The 21,458-nt window shown below is 35.5% G+C and carries 13 protein-coding genes and 1 tRNA gene; 7 read left to right on the forward strand and 7 right to left on the reverse strand.

Annotated elements, in window-relative coordinates:
- On the forward strand, positions 1-1,001 hold a 1,001-nt coding region (locus WC644_03210), incomplete at its 5' end, for a T9SS type A sorting domain-containing protein (GenBank protein ID MFA5010942.1).
- Positions 1,002-1,302: 301 nt separating this feature from the next.
- Positions 1,303-2,199 (forward strand): SPFH domain-containing protein, encoded by an 897-nt coding sequence (locus tag WC644_03215; GenBank protein ID MFA5010943.1) that lies wholly within the window; start codon positions 1,303-1,305, stop codon positions 2,197-2,199.
- Between the two features lie 57 nt (positions 2,200-2,256).
- Here the strand turns inward: WC644_03215 and WC644_03220 are convergent, their stop codons facing one another.
- The gene (locus WC644_03220; protein ID MFA5010944.1) at positions 2,257-2,976 is read right to left on the reverse strand and encodes a hypothetical protein; all 720 of its coding nucleotides are present in this window, start codon (positions 2,974-2,976) and stop codon (positions 2,257-2,259) included.
- Between the two features lie 221 nt (positions 2,977-3,197).
- Here WC644_03220 and WC644_03225 point away from each other — a divergent pair, with 221 nt between their 5' ends.
- The gene (locus tag WC644_03225; GenBank protein MFA5010945.1) at positions 3,198-6,845 is read left to right on the forward strand and encodes a multifunctional oxoglutarate decarboxylase/oxoglutarate dehydrogenase thiamine pyrophosphate-binding subunit/dihydrolipoyllysine-residue succinyltransferase subunit; all 3,648 of its coding nucleotides are present in this window, start codon (positions 3,198-3,200) and stop codon (positions 6,843-6,845) included.
- Between the two features lie 108 nt (positions 6,846-6,953).
- Positions 6,954-9,056 carry a prolyl oligopeptidase family serine peptidase gene (locus tag WC644_03230; protein ID MFA5010946.1) on the forward strand — a complete coding sequence of 701 codons (2,103 nt, stop codon included), beginning with the start codon at positions 6,954-6,956 and terminating at the stop codon, positions 9,054-9,056.
- A 129-nt stretch (positions 9,057-9,185) separates the two neighbouring features.
- Here WC644_03230 and WC644_03235 read toward each other — a convergent pair whose 3' ends face one another.
- Complete coding sequence (locus tag WC644_03235; GenBank protein MFA5010947.1) at positions 9,186-10,640, reverse strand: PAS domain-containing sensor histidine kinase; 1,455 nt, start codon at positions 10,638-10,640, stop codon at positions 9,186-9,188.
- Positions 10,641-11,150: 510 nt separating this feature from the next.
- Positions 11,151-12,845 (reverse strand): ABC transporter substrate-binding protein, encoded by a 1,695-nt coding sequence (locus tag WC644_03240; protein MFA5010948.1) that lies wholly within the window; start codon positions 12,843-12,845, stop codon positions 11,151-11,153.
- A gap of 173 nt (positions 12,846-13,018) precedes the next feature.
- Here WC644_03240 and WC644_03245 point away from each other — a divergent pair, with 173 nt between their 5' ends.
- Positions 13,019-15,070 (forward strand): dehydrogenase E1 component subunit alpha/beta, encoded by a 2,052-nt coding sequence (locus WC644_03245; GenBank protein ID MFA5010949.1) that lies wholly within the window; start codon positions 13,019-13,021, stop codon positions 15,068-15,070.
- A 272-nt stretch (positions 15,071-15,342) separates the two neighbouring features.
- Positions 15,343-16,173 carry a hypothetical protein gene (locus tag WC644_03250; protein MFA5010950.1) on the forward strand — a complete coding sequence of 277 codons (831 nt, stop codon included), beginning with the start codon at positions 15,343-15,345 and terminating at the stop codon, positions 16,171-16,173.
- Positions 16,174-16,652: 479 nt separating this feature from the next.
- On the opposite strand, the gene WC644_03255 is transcribed toward WC644_03250, so the two are convergent.
- The 3 genes from WC644_03255 to WC644_03265 form a co-directional block, all read right to left on the reverse strand.
- A tRNA-Thr gene (locus WC644_03255) sits at positions 16,653-16,728 on the reverse strand.
- Between the two features lie 61 nt (positions 16,729-16,789).
- Positions 16,790-19,315: a LysM peptidoglycan-binding domain-containing protein gene (locus WC644_03260; GenBank protein ID MFA5010951.1), complete on the reverse strand. Its 2,526-nt coding sequence runs from the start codon at positions 19,313-19,315 to the stop codon at positions 16,790-16,792.
- A gap of 230 nt (positions 19,316-19,545) precedes the next feature.
- Positions 19,546-19,908: a hypothetical protein gene (locus WC644_03265; GenBank protein MFA5010952.1), complete on the reverse strand. Its 363-nt coding sequence runs from the start codon at positions 19,906-19,908 to the stop codon at positions 19,546-19,548.
- Between the two features lie 121 nt (positions 19,909-20,029).
- Between WC644_03265 and WC644_03270 the strand changes: the two genes are divergently transcribed.
- The gene (locus WC644_03270; GenBank protein ID MFA5010953.1) at positions 20,030-21,019 is read left to right on the forward strand and encodes an RluA family pseudouridine synthase; all 990 of its coding nucleotides are present in this window, start codon (positions 20,030-20,032) and stop codon (positions 21,017-21,019) included.
- Here the strand turns inward: WC644_03270 and WC644_03275 are convergent.
- On the reverse strand, positions 21,009-21,455 hold the full coding sequence (locus WC644_03275; protein MFA5010954.1) for a hypothetical protein: 447 nt from the start codon (positions 21,453-21,455) through the stop codon (positions 21,009-21,011). The genes WC644_03270 and WC644_03275 overlap by 11 nt on opposite strands.
- Positions 21,456-21,458: the final 3 nt, after the last annotated feature.

Raw genomic sequence — 21,458 nt, forward strand, 5'->3', positions numbered from 1 at the left:
CGGCAGATTCAATACAGACGAGGCATAAGGGCTGGGCGTGGTCAAATCAGGGAAATCAGTTTCTTACGGGGAGCAAGTATATAAAAGATCTAACAAGACCGTGGCAGTCAATTTCTCAGTCAATTTCATATCCGATGGCGGGTACGTTTTCGAATTTGAGGTCTGCACTAACAGCAGATAAACTGAGGAAAGTAACTATACAATGGACTGCACAGGGTGAAGGACAGTATGCGTATTGGTATCAGGATTCTTCAAAAATCAATGACAATTATTACATATACAGGGGAATGAAACAAGTACCGTTCAAAGTATTTGCTGATACACTTGTAATTGATAATCCATCAATACCAACATACAGGTATGAGAAAAGACAAGTGAACTGTGCGTTTGTTGAGTCATCGGATATATATCCTTTTACGAACAGCTGGAATCCGACAACAGACTCGCTCGGTGGAAAACTTCTGCTATATACGTTTGGTTCGAGTTATGATACGAGCATTACTACACCATATAAGAACAGGAATTTAGTTATACAACAACCGCAATATGATATTATGTTCATTTGGGCACCGAGGCTTGTGAACACTGGCGGAGCAGGACAGCCGGGAGAGGAATTTTATATTTATCCTTACAATGCAACAAGACCGTATTATAACGGCACAGCCCCTTTGATTTATGAATTCTCAACAACGGCACCTGTAGTACCCGTTATAAATATCTCGACGGAATTACCTGAGAAGTATGATTTAATGCAGAACTACCCGAATCCGTTTAATCCTGTTACAAACATACGGTTCATGCTGCCTGAAAAATCATACGTGACGATAAAGGTTTACAACATGCTTGGTCAGAAAGTTAAAACTCTGATAAACAATGAGAAGCTGGATGCGGGTACACATCAGACAAGGTTCAGCGGCGAGGGACTTGCGAGCGGAATATACTTTTACGCTATACAGACAGAGAAGTTTGTTCAGACAAAGCGGATGGTGCTATTGAAATAGTTATTAATTAAGGAAATAACACACAGAAAATGACCAGTTGTTAATGATAAGAACTGATTTAAGATAATAACAAAAGAGTACTTTACAGGAAATAAATATTATTGTAAGAGTTTATTCGGAAAGAGGAAAATAATAGATTACTGATTTTTACGGTCTTAGCAGGGCAGAAGGGATAACTCATATAAATAATTATTTAAGAAATTAGAAAAGATGCATACTATTATTACAGTATGCATTTTATTTCCTCATAAAATAGATTATTATTATTTAATCACATCAAACAATTTAAAAGGAGTTAGAGATGGAAACACCATCAGATTTTGGATTAGTCATAATAATAGCAATTATTTTCTTTTTGTTCCTTTCGGGTATAAGGATAATTAGACCTACACACAGAGGGTTAATAGAGCGTCTCGGAAAGTACAAAAAGTTTGCGAATCCGGGGTTTCACTGGATAATACCCGTGATTGATAAAATGTACCCGGTAAATATTACGGAGCAAATGATAGACGCCCAGCCTCAGGAGATAATCACAAACGATAATCTGAACGCAACAGTTGACGCACAGGTTTATTTTAAAGTACTTGACTCAGAGGAATACGTGAAAAATTCTCAGTATAATGTAAATAATTATCAATGGCAGATTGTGAACCTTGCAAGAACAACACTAAGGAATATAATCGGAACTCTTACGTTGAAATCTGCTAACAGCGAGAGAGGAAAGATTAATTCAGAATTACACAAAACTTTAGCCGAGGAGACTAAAAACTGGGGAATTGAAATTGTTAGGACAGAGTTGAAACAAATTGACCCACCGCATGATGTTCAGGAGACGATGAATAAAGTGGTTAAAGCGGAGAATGAAAAAATATCTGCGATTGACTATGCAACGGCTGCTGAAACAGTGGCTGACGGGCAAAAGCGTGCAAAGATAAAAGAGGCAGAGGGATTTAAGCAGTCAAAAATACTTCAAGCAGAAGGCGAAGCGGAGGCTATCAAACTTGTTAATGAAGCAGCGGATAAGTTTTTTACAGGAAATGCACAGCTATTGAAAAAGCTGGAAACGTTAGAAGCATCATTGAAGTCAAACGCTAAGATAATAGTACCCGCAGGTTCAGAGCTTGTGAATGTAATAGGAGATATGGCGGGTGTACTTCCTATGAAGAGGAAAGACGAGAAGAAGGAAGAGCAAAAGTAAAGAATCTATTTATTGAATAAGAAAGCCCGTGCAAGCACGGGCTTAATATATATCAATCTATTTATTGTAAAGATTCCAGAGTTTTGAAATAACTTCATCGAGTGCGGGACCAAGTATTGCGGGATCATCCGTTTTTGACGGCATATTCTCAAATATAACATAAGGAACTGTCACTCCATTAATATCAAGATAGTCTGTAGTTCCGGAAATAACATCATGAAAGTCAACTTCTTTATACATTTTAGTGAGTTTAGCATCCGGCAGCCCATGTTCAAGAATTGAATCGGGTTTATTAGGATTGAAACGTTTGCGGTTCTTGCGAAGTGATTCCTCGAACGGAACATTTATGTATAGTAAAGCTGCATTTTCAAGTAACTCTTTTGAAAGATGCTTGAATGCAGTCTTATACCCGCCGTGCTCCGTACCCCTTGAGAATTCAATTAAATGAGTTACATCCTTAGCTCTATCCTCAAGGTCTCGTACGCTTTTTGCATAGTCAAAAGAAATCCTCTCAATTAATAAATGCCATAAGTATTCTTCTTTAAAATATCCTTCTGAATCCGAATGGAGTCTTGGTTTCCGGAATTTCTTTTCAAGAATATCGTCTTCTTCAAACCATGTCCAGAGCATCGGGAAATCGTCAATTTCAACGAGTTTTCCTATGTGAAATCTTTCTCTTCTTTCAGTTTCGCTTGTATTTTTAATATAATTAATTACTTCTGATTTTCCTGAAGCCGGTCTTCCAAGTAATATGATTTTTTCAAATAATTGTTTCATAGTCGTAGTATTTAAAGTTTAGATAAAGTCCTGCAAAATAGGTAATTTAAAAGAATTTTTATAGGTTATTTTTGTTTTATTTTCTATGTGAAAAAGAGAGGAGATGTGACGTTTCTATGCATAAAATGGGACAAAAGAGATTTCTCTTAAAATAAAAATTCAATAAATAAATAAGTAATAAAGAATAAATTTTATTATACAAATAATAAGGATTATAGAAATTGAACATTGATGATTTAAATCAGAAACAAAGAGAAAAGATTTCAGAGTTCGGCGTTAATACATGGTATGTGATGGAAATGCTGAATCAGTTTGAAAAGACCCCTGAGGCAGTAAGCGATTATTGGAGAGAGTTTTTTAGGTCAATTGATATTGATTTAAGAAAAACCGGAGAGTACATTAAAGAAAAGAGAAATACAGAAGTCAATAAAACAGATGCTTCCGGAGTAAAGCAAAGCAATGCAAAACTTCCGACTCCTGTTGCAGGCGAGGATGTAATACCGATACGCGGTGCAGGAGTAAAGATTATTGAAAACATGGACAGCAGCCTTACGATTCCGGTTGCGACTTCGCTCCGCACTATCCCTGTCAAAGTTCTTGAAGAAAACAGAAAGTTTATTAATAATCATTTCAGAAAAACCAAGCAGGGAAAAATATCATTCACGCACATTATCGGCTGGGCAATTGTAAAGGCGCTTAAGACTATACCTGTTCTGAATAATGCTTATACGATAATTGACGGAAGTCCGATGGTAATTAAGCGAAACGATGTAAACATAGGGCTTGCTATTGACCTTATAAAAAAGGATGGATCACGTTCTTTGATAGTACCTAATATTAAAAAGGCAAATCTTATGAACTTCAGACAATTTTTCGATTCATACAATGATATTATAAACAGGGCAAGAAGCAACAAGATAGAAGTATCCGATTTTATGGGTACAACTATTTCACTCACAAATCCTGGAACAATAGGAACTTCTTCATCTAATCCCAGATTAATGGTTGGTCAGGGTGCAATTATTGCGACCGGTAGTATTGACTATCCGCCGGGGTTTGAAGCAGCAAGCGGACAGATATTTTCAACTCTCGGAATAAGTAAAGTAATGAACATCACGAGTACTTATGATCACAGAATAATTCAGGGAGCAGAGTCAGGATTATTCCTTAAAAAGATAAGCGAACTCATTTCAGGTGAAGATAATTTTTATGAAGAGATATTTGAAGACCTTGGGTTGCTCGTGAAGCCACTTATTTGGAAGCCTGACAACAACCCGGAGGATTTTGATTCTTCTTTTAATATAAAAGAGATTGAGAAATATACCCGTGTTACACAACTTATGAACATGTATAGAGTCAGAGGTCATCTACTTTCAAACCTTGACCCACTGCATCCAAAGGCACAGTATCATGCTGAACTAGATCCCCTAAACTATGGATTTACCGTATGGGATTTTGACAGGAAATTTTTCTGCGACGGACTCGGAGGATATAAGACAGCATCTCTTCGTGCTATTCTTGATATGCTTCATCAGACTTATTGCGAAAACATCGGCGTGGAATACAGGCACATACAAGACCCTGATGAAAAGCAGTGGCTTCAGAACAATATGGAAACTGTAAGGAATACACCTATATATAATAATGATTTTAAAAAGAATATTCTTTACAAGTTGATACAAGCCGAAGATTTCGAAAAATACATTGATAAAAAATATTTAGGACATAAGAGATTTTCCCTTGAAGGGTCTGAGACAATTATACCAATACTTGACTACCTGATTAATGACGCTGCTAATGATGATGCAAAAGAAATTGTTTTAGGAATGGCTCACAGAGGAAGACTGAATATACTTGCTAATATTATAGGTAAACCTCTTCATGCAATCTTTTCGGAGTTTGAAGATATTATTGATTTGAAATCGACGCAGGGATCCGGAGATGTAAAATACCATCTCGGAGCATCCGGGACATATGAAACTGTTGAAGGCAAAAAGGTTAAGATATCTATTGCATCGAATCCTTCACATCTTGAATTTGTGAATCCTGTCGTTGAAGGAATTGTTCGAGCTAAGCAAACAAAATTAAATGACTCTGATAAGAATAAAATTATACCTGTGCTCTTGCATGGAGACGCTGCGTTTGCAGGGGAGGGGATTGTGTCAGAAACACTTAATCTTTCGCAGCTGCATGGATACAGGACTGGTGGTACTATACATATAATTATCAATAATCAGATTGGATTTACAACAACTCCTTCCGACGCACGCTCATCAGTCTATGCGTCAGACGTAGCGAAGATGATTCAAGTACCGATATTTCACGTAAACGGCGACGATCCTGAGGCATGTATGTGGGTTACAAAACTATCTTATGAGTACAGAATGAAATACAAAAAGGATGTTGTAATCGATGTATTTTCTTACAGAAGATTGGGACACAATGAAACAGATGAACCAGGTTTCACACAACCATTACTTTACAACACTATAAAGCAGCATCCTTCCGTTCGGAATATATATCAGACAAAACTAATCGAAGATAGAGTAATAACAGACGATGATATTAAAGAAATGGAAAAGCAGATATTCGAAAAGATGGATGCTAATTACGAACACATAAAAATAGGGAAGGATACGTACATAAAACCATTCACGGATATTCCGCTTTCTGCAAGTCAGGAAGAAATTGATAAGTTCAGGAATGACGGTGAGACTTCAATATCGAAAGAAGCAATTGAGACGATAGTCAATGGATTAACAGAACTACCCGTTACGTTTAATCTTCATCCGAAACTGAAAAAATTTATCGAAGGAAGAAAAGAATTTATTACAAAGAATACAGGTGCAGATTGGGCATTGGGTGAAGCACTTGCATTAGGGTCGCTGCTTCTTGATGGAATACCTGTGCGATTCAGCGGACAGGATGTTTCTCGGGGCACGTTTTCACATAGGCACACATTGCTGACGGATATACTTGACGATTCTGAATATATTCCGCTTAATCACATTAGTATTAACCAGGCAAAGGTAGAAACATACGATAGCTTATTATCCGAAGCAGCGGTACTTGGTTTTGAATATGGATATACAACTTCCGACCCGATTTCACTCGTAATCTGGGAAGCGCAATTTGGTGATTTCGCAAATGCGGCTCAGGTTTTACTCGATAATTTTATAGTTGCTTCTTATACCAAATGGAAACTCCCAAACCATCTTGTTATGCTGCTTCCACACGGACAGGAAGGACAGGGTTCTGAACATTCAAGCGCAAGGATTGAGAGATTTCTGACATTATGCGCTGAAGAGAATATGCGTGTATGCAACCTGACAACATCTGCTCAGTATTTTCATCTGCTTCGGAATCAAGCAAAATCTAAAATACGAAAACCTCTTGTGATTTTTACTCCAAAAAGTTTATTGCGTCATCCTGACGTGAAATCTCATATTGAAGAATTTACGTCGGGCAGATTTATGGAAGTCCTCGATGATACAGTAACCGATAAAAGCAAGGCACGTAAGGTAATAGTCACAAGCGGAAAAGTTTATTATGACTTATTGAAACATAGAACTGAAAATAAGATAAAAGACACGGCAATCGTCAGACTTGAGCAGTACTATCCCTTGCCGGAAAGCAATTTGTATGAAGTTGTCAACAGCTTCAAGAATGCAAAATCTGTTGTTTGGGTTCAGGAAGAACCAGAAAATATGGGTGCACAAAATTTCCTCAAGGTGAGACTAAACGGAAGGAACTTTAATCGTAAATCGCTGGAATTTGTATCGAGGAAAGAAAGTGCAAGCCCTGCACCGGGCTCTTTTAAAGTTTACAATGAAACGCAAAGGATGTTAATTGAAAAAGCTTTCACCTAATGAAAGTCCGTTATTATAAACGATAAATGATTTTTTCGTTTCCTTATTTATATATACAAATTGATAATATTTACTTTACAGAATATTAAACTTTCAAATACTATTATTATGAAAAGAGTATTTCTTATAATATTTCTTCTTGCTTTTACGACCGGTTTGTTCGCACAAAGGTTAAGCTATCCCGAGGCAAGAAAAGAAAGACACGCTGATGAATATTTTGGTGTAACTGTCCCGGATCCTTATAGATGGATGGAAGATATGAATTCTGAGGAAGTTAAAGAATGGGTAATGAAGGAAAATGAACTAACCTTTTCTTATCTTGATAAAATACCATTTCGAGAAAAAATTAGAGCCCGACTAAACGAAATTTGGAATTATCCAAAATACGGAGCACCTTTCAAATCGGGTGATAATTTCTACTTTTACAAAAATGATGGTATGCAGAATCAAAGTGTTCTTTACATTCAAAAAGGAATAGATGGAGCTCCTGAAGTATTTATTGATCCTAATACTTTCTCTACAGACGGTACTGTCTCAATATCAATGATTTCGCCGTCTAAAGATGGTAAGTATTTTGCTTATGGTATTTCAAAAGCAGGTTCTGACTGGAATGAGTTTTTTGTTATCGACGTTGCAACGAAAACAATGCAAAACGATAATCTTAAATGGATTAAATTTTCCGGGGCTGCATGGCACGGAGACGGCTTCTATTACAATAGATACGATGCGCCTGAAGAGGGGAAAGAACTCTCATCCAAAAATCAAAGCCAGAAAATATATTTTCATAAGATAGGTACTGACCAGAGCCAGGATGTGTTGATTTGGGAAGATAAAGAACATCCGGAATACACTGCTTCTATATATTTGTCTGAAGACCAGAGGTTTTTATATATGTCTAAAGGTAAAAGAGGAGTCAGGGGAAATGAACTATACTTTAAGGATTTAATCAGGGGCGATACTGAATTCAAACCCATCGCCACTGGTTTCGGAGATTCATATTCAATTATAAACAATCTTGATGATATTATTTACATTAACACAAACAAAGATGCACCGAAGAATAAGATTGTAAAATATGATACAAAGGATTTCACTTTTTATGAAGTTATTGGAGAAAACAGCGATGTTCTAAACGGTGCCTCTATCTCGAACGGGAAATTTCTGATTCAATACATGAAAGACGCATCGGACAGAATTTATATTTATGACTTGAATGGCAATATGATAGAGGAGCTCAAACTCCCGACTTTCGGAACAGTAACAGGGTTCAAAGCCGAAAAGAAAGATAATGAAGTCTATTTTACCTTTGCTTCTTTCTTATACCCTGCCGTAATTATGAAATATGATATATTGCACAACAAACTTACAACATTCAGAAAGTCTGAAATTAAATTTGATGCAGAAAAGTATGAGACTAATCAGATATTTTATGAAAGTAAAGACGGTACAAAAGTCCCGATGTTTATTGTTCATAAAAAAGGACTAAAACTCGACGGGAATAATCCAACTCTACTTTATGGATATGGCGGCTTTAATGCTAGTATGAAACCTTCTTTCAGTACTGCTAACATAATTCTTATGGAAAACGGCGGTGTATATGCACTTGCAAACATAAGAGGCGGCGGTGAATACGGTAAAGAGTGGCACATGGCAGGAACGATACTTAATAAACAAAATGTATTTGATGATTTTATCTCTGCGGCCGAGTATCTTATTAAGAATGGTTATACTTCTTCAAATTTCCTTGCTGTTGAAGGTGGTTCAAACGGTGGTTTGCTTGTGGGAGCAGTCATAAATCAAAGACCCGAATTGTTTAAGGTCGCATTTCCCGCAGTAGGCGTTATGGATATGCTTAAGTATCAAAAGTTTACTATTGGCTGGGCATGGGTAACGGATTATGGCTCAAGTGACGATTCAACACAATTCAAATATCTTCTCGGATATTCACCTTACCATAATCTGAAAGAAGGACTAAATTATCCCGCCACGATGGTAACAACATCGGACCACGATGACAGAGTCGTGCCGGCTCATTCTTTTAAATATGCTGCAAGATTGCAGGAGGTTTATAAAGGTGACAATCCCGTTATTATAAGAGTTGAAGTCAACGCGGGACATGGCTCAGGAAGACCGACTAAGATGATAATCGAGGCTGTTACTGATAAGTGGGCGTTCATGTTTTATAATATGAATGTAACACCGCTCTATTAGTTGCTTGTAGTTATCAACACATAATTACAGTATATTGAAGCATATTGATTATTATTCTCAGCAATTTGAGAATATTATCAAATCGTTATGTATTCTAAAGTTATGAAGGATGAGAAATCTGATAATACGCTATGAGCGTTTTTTGTTAAGCGTGAAATAAAATTTACTTCCTTTACCCACTTCGCTTTCAGCCCATATTTTGCCGTTGTGTTTTTCCACAAATTCCTTGCAAATCATCAATCCTAATCCTGTACTTTTCTCATTTGCAGTCCCCTCTCTTTTAACGTTAGCGTCAAGTTTGAAAAGATTATTGAGGATATTATCACTCATACCGATTCCATTATCACAAACACATATCTCAACAGAATTATCATTTAGTTCTTTTCCTCTAATTTGGACACTGCTTTTTTCATTCGAGAATTTTACAGAATTCGTAATTAAATTTCGTATTATTATTCTAAGCATATCTTCATCAGCAAATACGAATGTGTTCTTTGGTATATGATTATGAAAATCAATCTTCTTGTTTTTGAATAAATCAACATCCTCTTGAGCGATAGAATCCACTAATTCCCAAAGATCAATATTTTTCGGTTCAAAATTTACCATGCCTCCTTTCACCATCGACCATTCAAGTAAATTAGACAAAAGAGACATCAGGTTTTTTGCAGATTGGTTCATCTTGTCAGCAATAGATTCAAGCTCTATTATCGTAAACTGCCCGACATCTGCTTTCATTAATTCCGTAAGTCCAATAAAAGAACTGATTGGACTTCTTAGGTCGTGAGCCAGTATTGAAAAATATTTCTCCTTTTCGGTATTTGATATTAATAATTCTTGTTCGCTTTTTCTCAATGCATTCTCCATTTTCTTCCGCTTTGTGATATCGACTATGCAGCTAACAATTGAATATTCCTCCGGAAAAACAACTAATGAAACGAGTATTGTTACAACTCTTCCATTTTTGAAAACAATTTCTGCTTCATGATCTGTTACCACTCCTTTTTCACTTAAAATGGCCGTTATTTCGTTTCTTTTCTCAGGATGTGCCCAAACATATGCTGCTGGTTTACCAATTAAATCTTCTTTGGAATAACCCGTAAAATCACAGTATTTTTCATTCACATCCAATATTGCAGAACCATCAATTGTTGTACGAGCCATTGCAACCTGAGACCTATTAAAAAGATTCCTGTACTTCTCTTCGCTCTCTTTCAGTCTATTTAGAACATCTTTATATTTAGTCATATCCTTTATCAACATACTGGTTCTTTCTTCACCGCTTTTTGTCCTGAATATTTTTGAAGATAAAAAGCCTTGAAATTTTGTCCCGTCTTTCCTGATAAAAGTAAGATCTCCATTAACGAAACCTTCGCGTTTTCTTTTCTCAATTAAAGGTAGCAATCTTGGGTCAGTGTAGTCAACTATTTTCTCTCTGCCCCCTTCGATAATCTCTTCTTCAGACATACCGAACATCATGCAGGCAGCATGATTAACAGAGAAAATCCTCCCGTCAGGTGCAGTGAATAGTATCGCTTCAGAGCTGTTGTCAAAAATATCTTTATAAAATGAATCGTCAATCATAATAAAATAATAATCTTAATTGTATTAATTTAACGAACTATTGTATTTATTTCAACTAATTTCTTTTTCACACGTTAAATATGACTTTAATCCAAATAGAATGTAAATCAGATAATTTTAAACATCTGTTTTCTAATTTGTTGTTAAATGACTTATATCAGAATAGGTTTTATGATGTCGTAACAAAAACATTGCACGCTTCAACATTGCCAAAGCATTACCTAAGGGTCGCCTTAGCTTGAAATTATGTCATTAGTGAGAGGTTAATGCGCAATTTTATGAATTATTATTATGCAAGGTAGTTGAATATTAGATATGTAGAAATCACAGTAGCAATATATTATAAATGTTATACATAGCATCACCAATAAACATTTCTATAAATATATTACCAAAGGTCAAGTATTATTAAAAAAGATAACTTAAAATAATTATTGAATTCATAATGTTAATCAATTAAACTAAGAAAATATTACTGCAAAAGCCTTTTTATTGAAGAAAGGCGTTTTGTTATATCTTCTTTGTATATTTAAGTACAAGGTTGTTTAAGCCGTCAAGAAAAAATCCGATAACGTTGTTCCTTAGAAGGTAGTGTTTCTGATTATAGTACAAATAAATCCATGCAGCATCCTCTACAACTATCCTTTCCATTTCGTTGTATATCTTTTTACGTTCTTCGAAATCGGTTATTCTGATTGATTTCTCATACAATCTGTCAATTTCAGGATTAGAATAACCGGTTTTATTCGGTCCAAACGGAACTACGTTTTTTGAATAGAAAAGTGACATGAAATTTTCAGGGTCAAAATAATCAGCACCCCAGTTACCGCGAGTAAAAGCGAGTTCACCCTGTTGCTGCTGCGTGTTTAAAGTTGCCTGAAGCATCTGTTCAAGCTTAAAATCAATTCCGATATCTTTCATTTGTTCCTGAATAGAAATTGCAATATTCTTCTGTAATTCGTCATTGGAAATGTATAAAGTCAGTGTCAGTCCTTTACCGTTCGGATATCCTGCTTCGGCAAGTAATTCCTTTGCTTTGTTTAGATTATACTTATATCCGATTATTGAAGAATCGTAACCCGGCATTCCTACTGGTAGAGGTCCGTTATACGCAGCATGTCCCCGGTTCTTAAGTACAAATCTCACAATTCGTTCCTTATCGATTGCGTAGTTTAACGCCTGTCTGAGTTTCTTATTGTTTAAAAAAGGAGAAGATATACCCGCAGGTAAATTATCGTTCTGTATCATTATTAAATAAACGGTATTAAGCCACGGCTGTTTTACAAGCACATAATCATTTTTGTTTTTATCAATCATATTACCATTTTCGTCCGTTATAGCATCAATAATCTCTGATGATGGTTCATGGTAGTCGTACTTTCCGTTCAGAAAGTCCAGAAATTCTGTCTCCTGAGATTTTGTAAATGTTATTTCAACATCGTTTAAATACGGTAGATTATTCCCGGCTGAATCCTTTTCATGATATTCCGGGTTTTTTGTTAATGTAAGCTGCTTATCGAGCTGCCATTCTTTAAACATAAAAGGTCCGGTTCCGACAGGATGAACCGAAAAATTATCTTCGTAAAATTCAACTGCTTCTTTCGGATAAACAAGAGCATAAGACATTGTTAGCAAAGAAAGAAATGGTGCAAAGGGATCAATCAGCTCAATTGTCAGCGTCGAATCATTAGGTGCCTTTATTCCTGAAATTTCATCCATATCTACATTTGACTTTTTTGCTTTGTATTCATAGTACTCCTTTGCTCCTTTTATTTTATCTCTGAATACCCAGAGTCCGCGTGTTTTTGTCGCGGGGTCATTTACTCGTTCCAGACAGTATTTAAAATCCATTGAAGTAACCTTTCTTCCCTTACTGTCCGGAAAGCAGGGATCGTTATGAAACCTTACATCAGTATTAAGTACAAATGTGTACAATAGTCCGTCATCTGATACTTTCCATTCTTTGGCTATCTGAGGAACAATCTGATTTTGTTGGTTGTATGATACAAGTCCTTCCATGACATTCATAAGTACCCAGATAGTCTGGGGGGAGTTAGACATAACAGGTTCAAGCGTTTCGAGCCCGAGAGGGAAATTAAGCCTGAATAATGTCGGAGAATTAATCTCAGCTTTTCTGCAACTTGTAAACTGAAAAGAAAGAATAGCTAAAGCGATAAGCAGTATTTTATTTGCAATTGTATTCAAAGAAATTATTTCTGATTTTTATATGTTAAAATATTATTAATACCTGATTTATTCTATACAATTAACTGTGATTGTTAAAATGATATTTTCAAAGTAATTATATGTACTTCGTAAGAATCACAGTAAAAAATTAATAAAGTCGCATGAAGTTAAACGTTAAAACATAATTTGTTATGGCAAAAAAGCAGAACAGGAAATTTATGAAAGATAAAGATAATTTCTTTGGTCTTTCTGAAACGCAGATGGTCGATGCATATAAATTAATTCTTATGACCAGGCTGATGGATGACAGGACTGAAAATCTGATTAAACAGGGTAAAGCTGCATTCCTTATTTCGGGATCGGGTCATGAAGCAGTACAGGTAGCTGCTGCTATGGCTATGAAACCCGGTAAAGACTGGTTTTATACGTACTACAGGGATGATGCACTAGGTTTGACTTTGGGGCTTACTGTTGAAGAGATCCTTCAGCACAGACTTGGAAGGGCAACTGACTCATTTACGGGCGGCAGACAAATGCCAACTCATTTGGGCAGTAAAAAACTCCGAATGCCTACGGCATCGTCACCGACAGGTTCTCAATATCTTCAGGCTGTAGGTACGGCACTTAGTTCATTTCTCAGAAATTCCGATGAAGTGGTTTATGTATCTGGTGGTGAAGGATCAACTTCGCAGGGTGAATACTTTGAAGCAGTGAACTGGGCGACAAGAAAGAAGCTGCCCGTTATATTTCTTATACAAAACAATAAATTTGCAATTTCTGTCCCCGTAGAAGATCAGGCTGCCGGAGGTTCAATCTTTAAAGCTTGTTCTGGTTTTGAAGGTCTGAATAAATTTCATATTGACGGAACGGATTTCCTTGAAAGCTACGGCACTGCTAAAGAAGCTGTGAGACTCGCAAGAGAAGGATATGGTCCTTCATTGATATATGCTGATGTAGTAAGGTTACGCTCCCATTCTGCCTCAGATGCTCAGGAAAAATACAGAAGTAAAGAATCCCTTGCAGAGGATATTAAACAGGATCCATTATTGAAACTTGAAAAACTTCTTCTTGAAAAGAGCATACTTAATAAGGAGAAGATAGTAGAAATGAAAAAGCAGATACATGATGATGTTATGGCTATTGCCGATGATGTAATAAAGCAGCCTATTCCTGAAGCAAATACTGTTATGGATTATCTATACTGTCCGCCAGAAGAGCAGGCAGTTATTGAATACGGGAAAAATGTAAATCCTGGTGAGCCTGTCGTCATGGTGGACGCGGTGAATCATGCACTTCATGAAGAGATGGAAAGGAATCCGAATATGGTAATCTACGGTGAGGATGTTGCAGACGGTAAAGGAGGTGTTTTTACAGCTACTAAAGGATTGTCAACAAAGTTCGGTGATGATAGAGTATTTAATTCTCCTCTTGCTGAAGCATCGATAATCGGTACTGCTATCGGTGCCTCTATTACAGGAATTAAACCGGTTGTAGAAATCCAGTTTGCTGATTACATTTTTCCTGCTATGATGCAAATCAGGGAAGAACTCGTGATGTACAGATACAGGTCAAACAATTCTTTCTCTTGTCCTTTAGTGATTCGTGCAGCTTGCGGAGGATATATCGGAGGTGGGCACTACCATTCCCAGAATATTGAAGCTCTGTTTGCAAAATCCCACGGGATGTATATTGCTTATCCATCAAATTCGGAAGATGCAAAAGGACTTCTTAAAACTGCTTGCCGCCTTAATGACCCGGTACTTTTTCTTGAACACAAATATTTATACCGGCAGGGATTTGCTAAATCACCTGAGCCTGACGCAGAGTTTTGTTTACCCTTTGGGAAAGCATCCATTAAAAGGGAAGGGAATGACATTTCCATTATAACCTACGGTGCTATGGTTGAGAAAGCAATACGTGCATCAAAAGAAATGGAAAAGAAATATGTAAGTGTTGAGGTTATTGATTTAAGGACAATCGTCCCGCTCGACACGGAAACAATTATAAACTCAGTGAAAAAGACAGGTAAAGTTATTGTATTTCATGAAGATTCTAAGTTTATGGGTTTTGGAGCCGAAATTGTATCTTTGATTTCTGAAAATTGTTTTGAGTTTCTTGATGCTCCTGTTAAAAGGGTAGCCGGACTTGACGTTCATGTACCATTTCACCCGGTTCTTGAAAAAGAAGCTTTACCCCAGGATATCTGGATTCTTAAGGCTTGCGAAGAGATGGCAGCTTATTAAACAGTAATTTCAGTTCGGATATGAGTTTTCGCATCTCAGATATGTGTTTACTGTCGTCCAGTGCAATAAGTTTTGTATTTTTATTTAATCTTGTTTCGGGAAGAGGATTTATTACAATTTGATAAATTATTATTATTGTGTTATCAGGTAAAAAATAAGTAAGGTATCATAGGAAATATTTTGGATATAATTTTCTAACATCATTGTAACAATGAGGTATATGATGCGTAATCTAATAAAAGGGAGAATTTACAAATTTAAATAATTTGGTAATGAAACAGAAAGACAGAATTGTATCATCAGTAATTATTGCACTTGTAGCAGGGTTTATCTACTATGCATTTGGGGAATCAGAAGTAATAAGAAGAATACCACAACTTGCCTATGAAACGGTTAAGAGTGTAATATCACCGGAAAAAGCCAATTCCGACTTAACTTTAGATAATAATAAGAACTTGACTATGGTTGTGAAAGAAGAAAATGAGAATACTTATAATAATGAACAATTTTCTGCAATATTTGAAGAGGCTGAATATGCACAACTACCCGATTTATCTCTGCTAATGAGATTGAGAAGCGAGGGAGATGTAGCATTTCTTTCGAACAAACACTTAACAGACCTTGAAAAACTTGATGAATTAGGGAATATTGATGTATTACCAACGGATTTCATGCAATATGTTAATTATTTGCCTGATATGGTACCTTTAGATTCCGGAAGAATTAAAATAAAAGTAAAGATTGAGAATATGGATTCGCTAAATGTTTTCATTGATAAATCAATGATGAAGTTGAATGAATCATTGACTAAACTAAATGAACAGCTAAAAAGCGAGAATTTTATGAAAAATATACCGGAAATTGATGAAGATGATATTGATGTTGATATCGATGTTGATGTTGATGATATTAAAGAATCTGTAAAAGAATCCATGAAAGAGTTTGAAGAAAACATGAAAGAATTTGATTTTGATATGAAGGAATTCAAAGATTCGATGAAAAAATTCAATGAAAGCATGGAAGAACTTAAGAAAAACATGAAAGACATGGATTCAAACTATATGAAGAGAATGGATAAAAAAATTGAAATTATAGAGAGTTAAGGAGAACAATATAATAAAAATAACAGAAGCCCTTATTTGAGGGCTTTTTCTTTTTATGGTTTTGATTTAATAATAATTGAGCATTTGAAACATCAGATTTTATGGTTTGATTTATGTCCAAGACATTCGAAATTGGATTAAGCGAAAATTGATCTTATACTGTTCCGTTAATAATTGTATTAAATTTTTGAATCAATATTTGATTGGAATATTTCGTAGTAGCAATCTAAATCGCATCTACACAAATCCGCAAAAACCACCAAATTTAAAATCTTAAAGACTAAATGGAGCTGGCAGATGGACTTGAACCCCTCCCGACGTGTCGGGACTGTTACATTTCTTTAAATAAAAAGCCTCAGAATAAATAATCCTGAGGCTTAAATGGAGCTGGCAGATGGACTTGAACCCCTCCCGACGTGTCGGGACTGTTACATTTCTTTAAATAAAAAGCCTCAGAATTAATAATCCTGAGGCTTAAATGGAGCTGGCAGAGGGACTTGAACCCCCGACCTGCTGATTACAAATCAGCTGCTCTACCAGCTGAGCTATGCCAGCGTTTTCAATTAATATGCAATCTAATAATTTTAATAATTTCTTTCAATATGAATATAATTCCCTAATTGTTTTTCTTCTTTCTTATTTTGTTTTTCTTTGTTGTTGTGTTATCTTTTGTTTTGCTGTCATTTGATTGACCATTACCGGTAAGTTTTAATTCCTGACCTACGTATATCGTTCCATCACTGTTTAAGTCGTTCCATTTTTTCAAGTTTACAATTGATACATTGAATTCCTCAGAGATTGAAGCGAGAGTATCACCTTTTTTAACTTTGTATATTTTGGACTTGGTAGTTTCCTTATTGCTCTTTTCTGATGGTTTTGATAATTTAAGTTCTTGTCCGGGGATTATTATATCATCCTCAATATCGTTCCAGTCCTTTATATTTTTTACGCTTACGTTATACTTCTCGGCTATTCCGGATAAGTTTTCTCCTTCTTTTACTATATGAGTTTTTGTTCTTCCTGATGTTTTCTTATCAGTAGATTTTGGTTCAGATACGATAATCTTTTGCCCTACCAGTATTTTATCGTCTTCAAGGTCATTCCATTCTTTTAATTCACTGACAGTCACACCATATTCATTCGCGATTTCAGATAGATATTCTCCATCTGCAACGATGTGATATGTGCTTTTTGAAGATGTGTTCTCAGATTTCGTTTTAACAACCTTATCGGAATAAATCTTTAATTTTTGTCCTACAAGAATTTTATCACCTTGCAGGTCGTTCCATTCACGTATATCTGATACTTTAACACCGTATTTCTCTGCAATTTCTCCCAAATACTCTCCTTCTTTAACGGTATATGTCTGAAGTTTCTCTGTTGGGACTTTCTTCTCTTTCTTCTCGGAAACGTTTTCCTTTTTATCCGAAATACCGGTATTTCCGTTATTATTCGTGTTTATTTTCTTTCCGTAGTTTACATTATTATTGTTTTGTGAATATGTATTCTCATTATTATTTTCTTTATTCTCGATACTTCCAGTTTCAAGTTCATCCTCGATTTTATACAAAGTGTTGTATTGTTTTTTTGTTAGATATATTGAAAGAGTCTGATTCGGTTTTGGCATTAAAGGATAAGACAGATAATTCCATCGTCTGATATCCGATTCCCTTACCTTAAATGAGTCTGCTACGAATTTTAATCCCTCATTACCTTTATAAATGTAAATTAATCGGGTTTTATCCGTTATGCTTCCGAGATTTATTTGATCACCCGGATTATAATTTTCTACATCGTATGTAACTATTGAAATCTCAGATGAATAGTATGATGATTGTTCATTCCCTGCAAATTCGGGCTCGGGTTGACTGCTGTTGTAGTCAGATGATTTCTTATAGTTTGTCACGAATGTTTTATACGAATCATGAGGAATCCTTAATTGATATGGAATCTCATAATCGGGAACTACGTCGCTTGTAAGTTCTGAATTAAGCTCCCTTATCGTCTCTATGTCTGTTCCTGAGTATTCTGCAATCTTATCCAGAGTAATACTTCCGTCAAAGTTTATTCTGTCAAAAGAAATCGGTTTGCCGTATTCAAGGTCTTTAAATCCATATTCTTCAGGATTCCTGTAAATAAATGAAAGTGCAAGAATAGATGGAACATAATTCTTTGTTTCACCCGGAAGATAGCTCCTTAAAGTCCAGTAATCCCTTGATCCGCTTTTATTAATAGCACTGTTAACTCTTCCTGGTCCTGCATTGTAAGCCGCCCAGGCAAGATACCAGTCATCGAATGTTCTGTATAAATCTTTTAAATGTCTGGCTGCAGCATCGGTTGATTTTTCAAAATCTCGTCTGTCATCTCTGTAACCGTCCTGATACAGTCCGTAAGCCCTGCCGGTTGCCGGCATAAACTGCCAGAGACCTACTGCTCCTGCTTTTGACACTATTGTTGGATTAAGTCCGGATTCCTGAATTGATAGATAAATCATTTCCTCCGGTGTATTATGGTATCTTAGTATTTTTCTTATTAATGGAAAAAATTTCCCGGATCGGTATGTTGTCTTATCAATAAAATTTTTACCCCTGTCCGTTTTTGAAAAGAAATCGATATACTCGTCGACCGCACTGTTACTAACAAGCGGAACATCGCTTCCGTCAGGTAATGGCTCTATATCGCCGCTTAATTCTGATTGAAATGAAATCTTATCGTATTTAACCCCGTATTTCTTTGCTAGTTTAAACACCAAACTTTTATCTGGTATATCTTTTTGTGTGTACAAATAGTCCTGAATAATACTGACCATTAGATTGTTATAATCGCTTTTCCATTCTGTTCGTGTTGAGTCTTCAATCAATTTAGAGTTTATTTCCTGAAGTGTACTTAAAGCTTCTTCAAACGACTCTTTTGCTTTTTTACTATTTTCTTCCTTATTGTAATCCAGTGAGGTTTTATAGTCTGTAAATGCTAAAGCAATATGGGAATAAACATTTACAGAATCCCTTGCCCTTAAAACCGCTGCGTCTTCCACATCAGAACCCGTACAGCCGGAGATATACAAAAACCCCGTAAAATATATAGCAAAAGACAAATAATAAAAAAACTTCTTGCCCGTCTTATTAAAAAAAGTTTTTTCCATATTCAATAATTTATTTGTATGAAATATAGAACAAAATTATAATAAATTCAAGTTAAAATTTAACTAAACGTCATAACTATGTTAGAAATAAGTAAGATAAAGAGAAAGCGAGGTGGGTTCAATTATATGAATTAAGTTAAATATTACAAATAAATCTATAAAAAACACCGGCCAAACTTATTTTTGCCGGTGTTTCTCTTATTCGAAGGGAATTAATGGAAAATTAAACACTATTTAGAAACAACTTTAAAACTGAAGTTGTTGTCGGCAAAATTTGTTGCTGTCCAAAGGTTTAATGAGTTGAATTTATGTGAAACCATGTTGTTTAAAACCTGATTCTCACCTTCAATTGATTTCAGCATGATTTTACCCGTACGGCATACACAAATTGTAACTTCTGTTTCGCCTTTAAGATTTTTATCTTGAAAATTCAGCCATACTGGCGATTTGAGAATGTCAACTAATTCCTTGTAAATATGAATTCTCAAATCGGATGTGTTTGCGGCACTGATTATTTCAGCTTTCAGTAAATTTGCTGAAAAGAATAAAGCAATTATTGTTGATACGAATAGATATTTTTTTAGTGTTCTCATTGTTTTTCTCCTTGTTTTGTTGTTTTCAAATTGAACTACTTGATTAATATTCGTATTTTCTATCACAAAAGTTTCAAACTATTTTCGTTTGACTTAGTATTTTACAATTTATTAACATACATTGGAAAAAAACTACAAATTATCCGTCCCTAACATTAAAGAAAAGCAAAGATTAGATAAATATATAACTGTTTTTGTTGAGAATGCAACCCGTACAAAGGTTCAAAAAGCTATCAATCGGGGGAATGTTTTAGTTAATGGGAATTTTGTTAAATCTAATTATATACTCAAACCATTTGACGAAATCGAAATTGAGCTTCCTGTACCCGAAAAACAGGATATTCTTCCGGAATATATACCGCTCGATATCGTTTTTGAAGACCAGTATCTAATGATAGTTAATAAACCCGCAGGTATGGTCACTCACCCGGCATACAAAAATTATTCTGGAACACTGGTAAACGCAATAATGTATTATGCTGACAGCAAAAAAGAAAATCTTTCAAGTATGAATGGATTTGAGAGAGCAGGGATTGTTCATCGTCTTGATAAAGATACCTCAGGACTTCTCGTTATTGCTAAAGATGAAGTGACTCATAGCAAGCTTTCAGACTTATTTATGAAGCATGATATTGAAAGGGAATATCAGGCTATTATCTGGGGTAACCTTAAGAAAAAGAGAGGGATTATTGAATCAAGACTTGCCAGAGACAAACGCGACAGAAAAAAAGTAACTGTACTTAAAGATGATGAGGAAGGAGGCAAAGTTGCTATTACAATGTATGAAGTATTAAAAGAATATGAATTCCTTTCACTTCTAAAACTGAATTTAAAAACGGGGAGAACTCATCAGATAAGAGTGCATCTGGCAAACCATGGTCATCCTGTGTTTGGAGATGAAACATACGGCGGGAGAGTACCTCATTCCGTTAACCTGACTGCAAATATTAGAGCACAAATAAAAAATCTGCTCGATGAAATGCCAAGACAGGCTTTACATGCAAGAGTGCTAGGGTTTAAACATCCAAGAACGAAGGAAATACTGCATTTTGAATCAGAACTTCCCGATGATATGATGAATATTCTGAATCAGCTGAACATCAGAAGTTAGTCATTATGTGACTATGTGATATTTTTCCTCCGAGATGCCCTGTGTAAATCATCATAAAGTTTACTGTAATAAGAAATACAAGTAATACTATTCCGTACCAAATCTGTACAGGTTTACTCCTGAAAAAAATCAATCCTAATAATGACACTACCGCCGTAATTTGCATTGCAATCATACTTATTTTCGCAAACTCCTCATGAGGTTCTATGTTTTCTTCAATAACTCCATCATTCCCTTTTATGAAACCTTCAGCTTTGTTTCCTGAAGTATATACAAATATTGTTATCAGTCCGATCATAACAATTAGAGCCATTCCAAGTCGTTTTATTTTGTCATTATTTATCACTATTCCATAACCAAGAACCAGTACAACAATAGCTGCACCAATTATTGGGAAATGATTTAGTATTAAATGTAAATGAGCTGCGTTTGGCATATT

The organism is Ignavibacteria bacterium (genome assembly GCA_041649015.1).
Classification (GTDB): Bacteria; Bacteroidota; Ignavibacteria; order Tepidaquicellales; family Tepidaquicellaceae; genus CAIKZJ01.

Coding starts and splice junctions, on each gene's coding strand:
- WC644_03230 (MFA5010946.1), top strand. CDS start 6,954: ATGAAAAGAGTATTTCTTATAATATTTCTTCTTGCTTTTACGACCGGT.
- WC644_03275 (MFA5010954.1), bottom strand. CDS start 21,455: ATGCCAAACGCAGCTCATTTACATTTAATACTAAATCATTTCCCAATA.
- WC644_03265 (MFA5010952.1), bottom strand. CDS start 19,908: ATGAGAACACTAAAAAAATATCTATTCGTATCAACAATAATTGCTTTA.
- WC644_03220 (MFA5010944.1), bottom strand. CDS start 2,976: ATGAAACAATTATTTGAAAAAATCATATTACTTGGAAGACCGGCTTCA.
- WC644_03235 (MFA5010947.1), bottom strand. CDS start 10,640: ATGATTGACGATTCATTTTATAAAGATATTTTTGACAACAGCTCTGAA.
- WC644_03215 (MFA5010943.1), top strand. CDS start 1,303: ATGGAAACACCATCAGATTTTGGATTAGTCATAATAATAGCAATTATT.
- WC644_03260 (MFA5010951.1), bottom strand. CDS start 19,315: ATGGAAAAAACTTTTTTTAATAAGACGGGCAAGAAGTTTTTTTATTAT.
- WC644_03245 (MFA5010949.1), top strand. CDS start 13,019: ATGGCAAAAAAGCAGAACAGGAAATTTATGAAAGATAAAGATAATTTC.
- WC644_03250 (MFA5010950.1), top strand. CDS start 15,343: ATGAAACAGAAAGACAGAATTGTATCATCAGTAATTATTGCACTTGTA.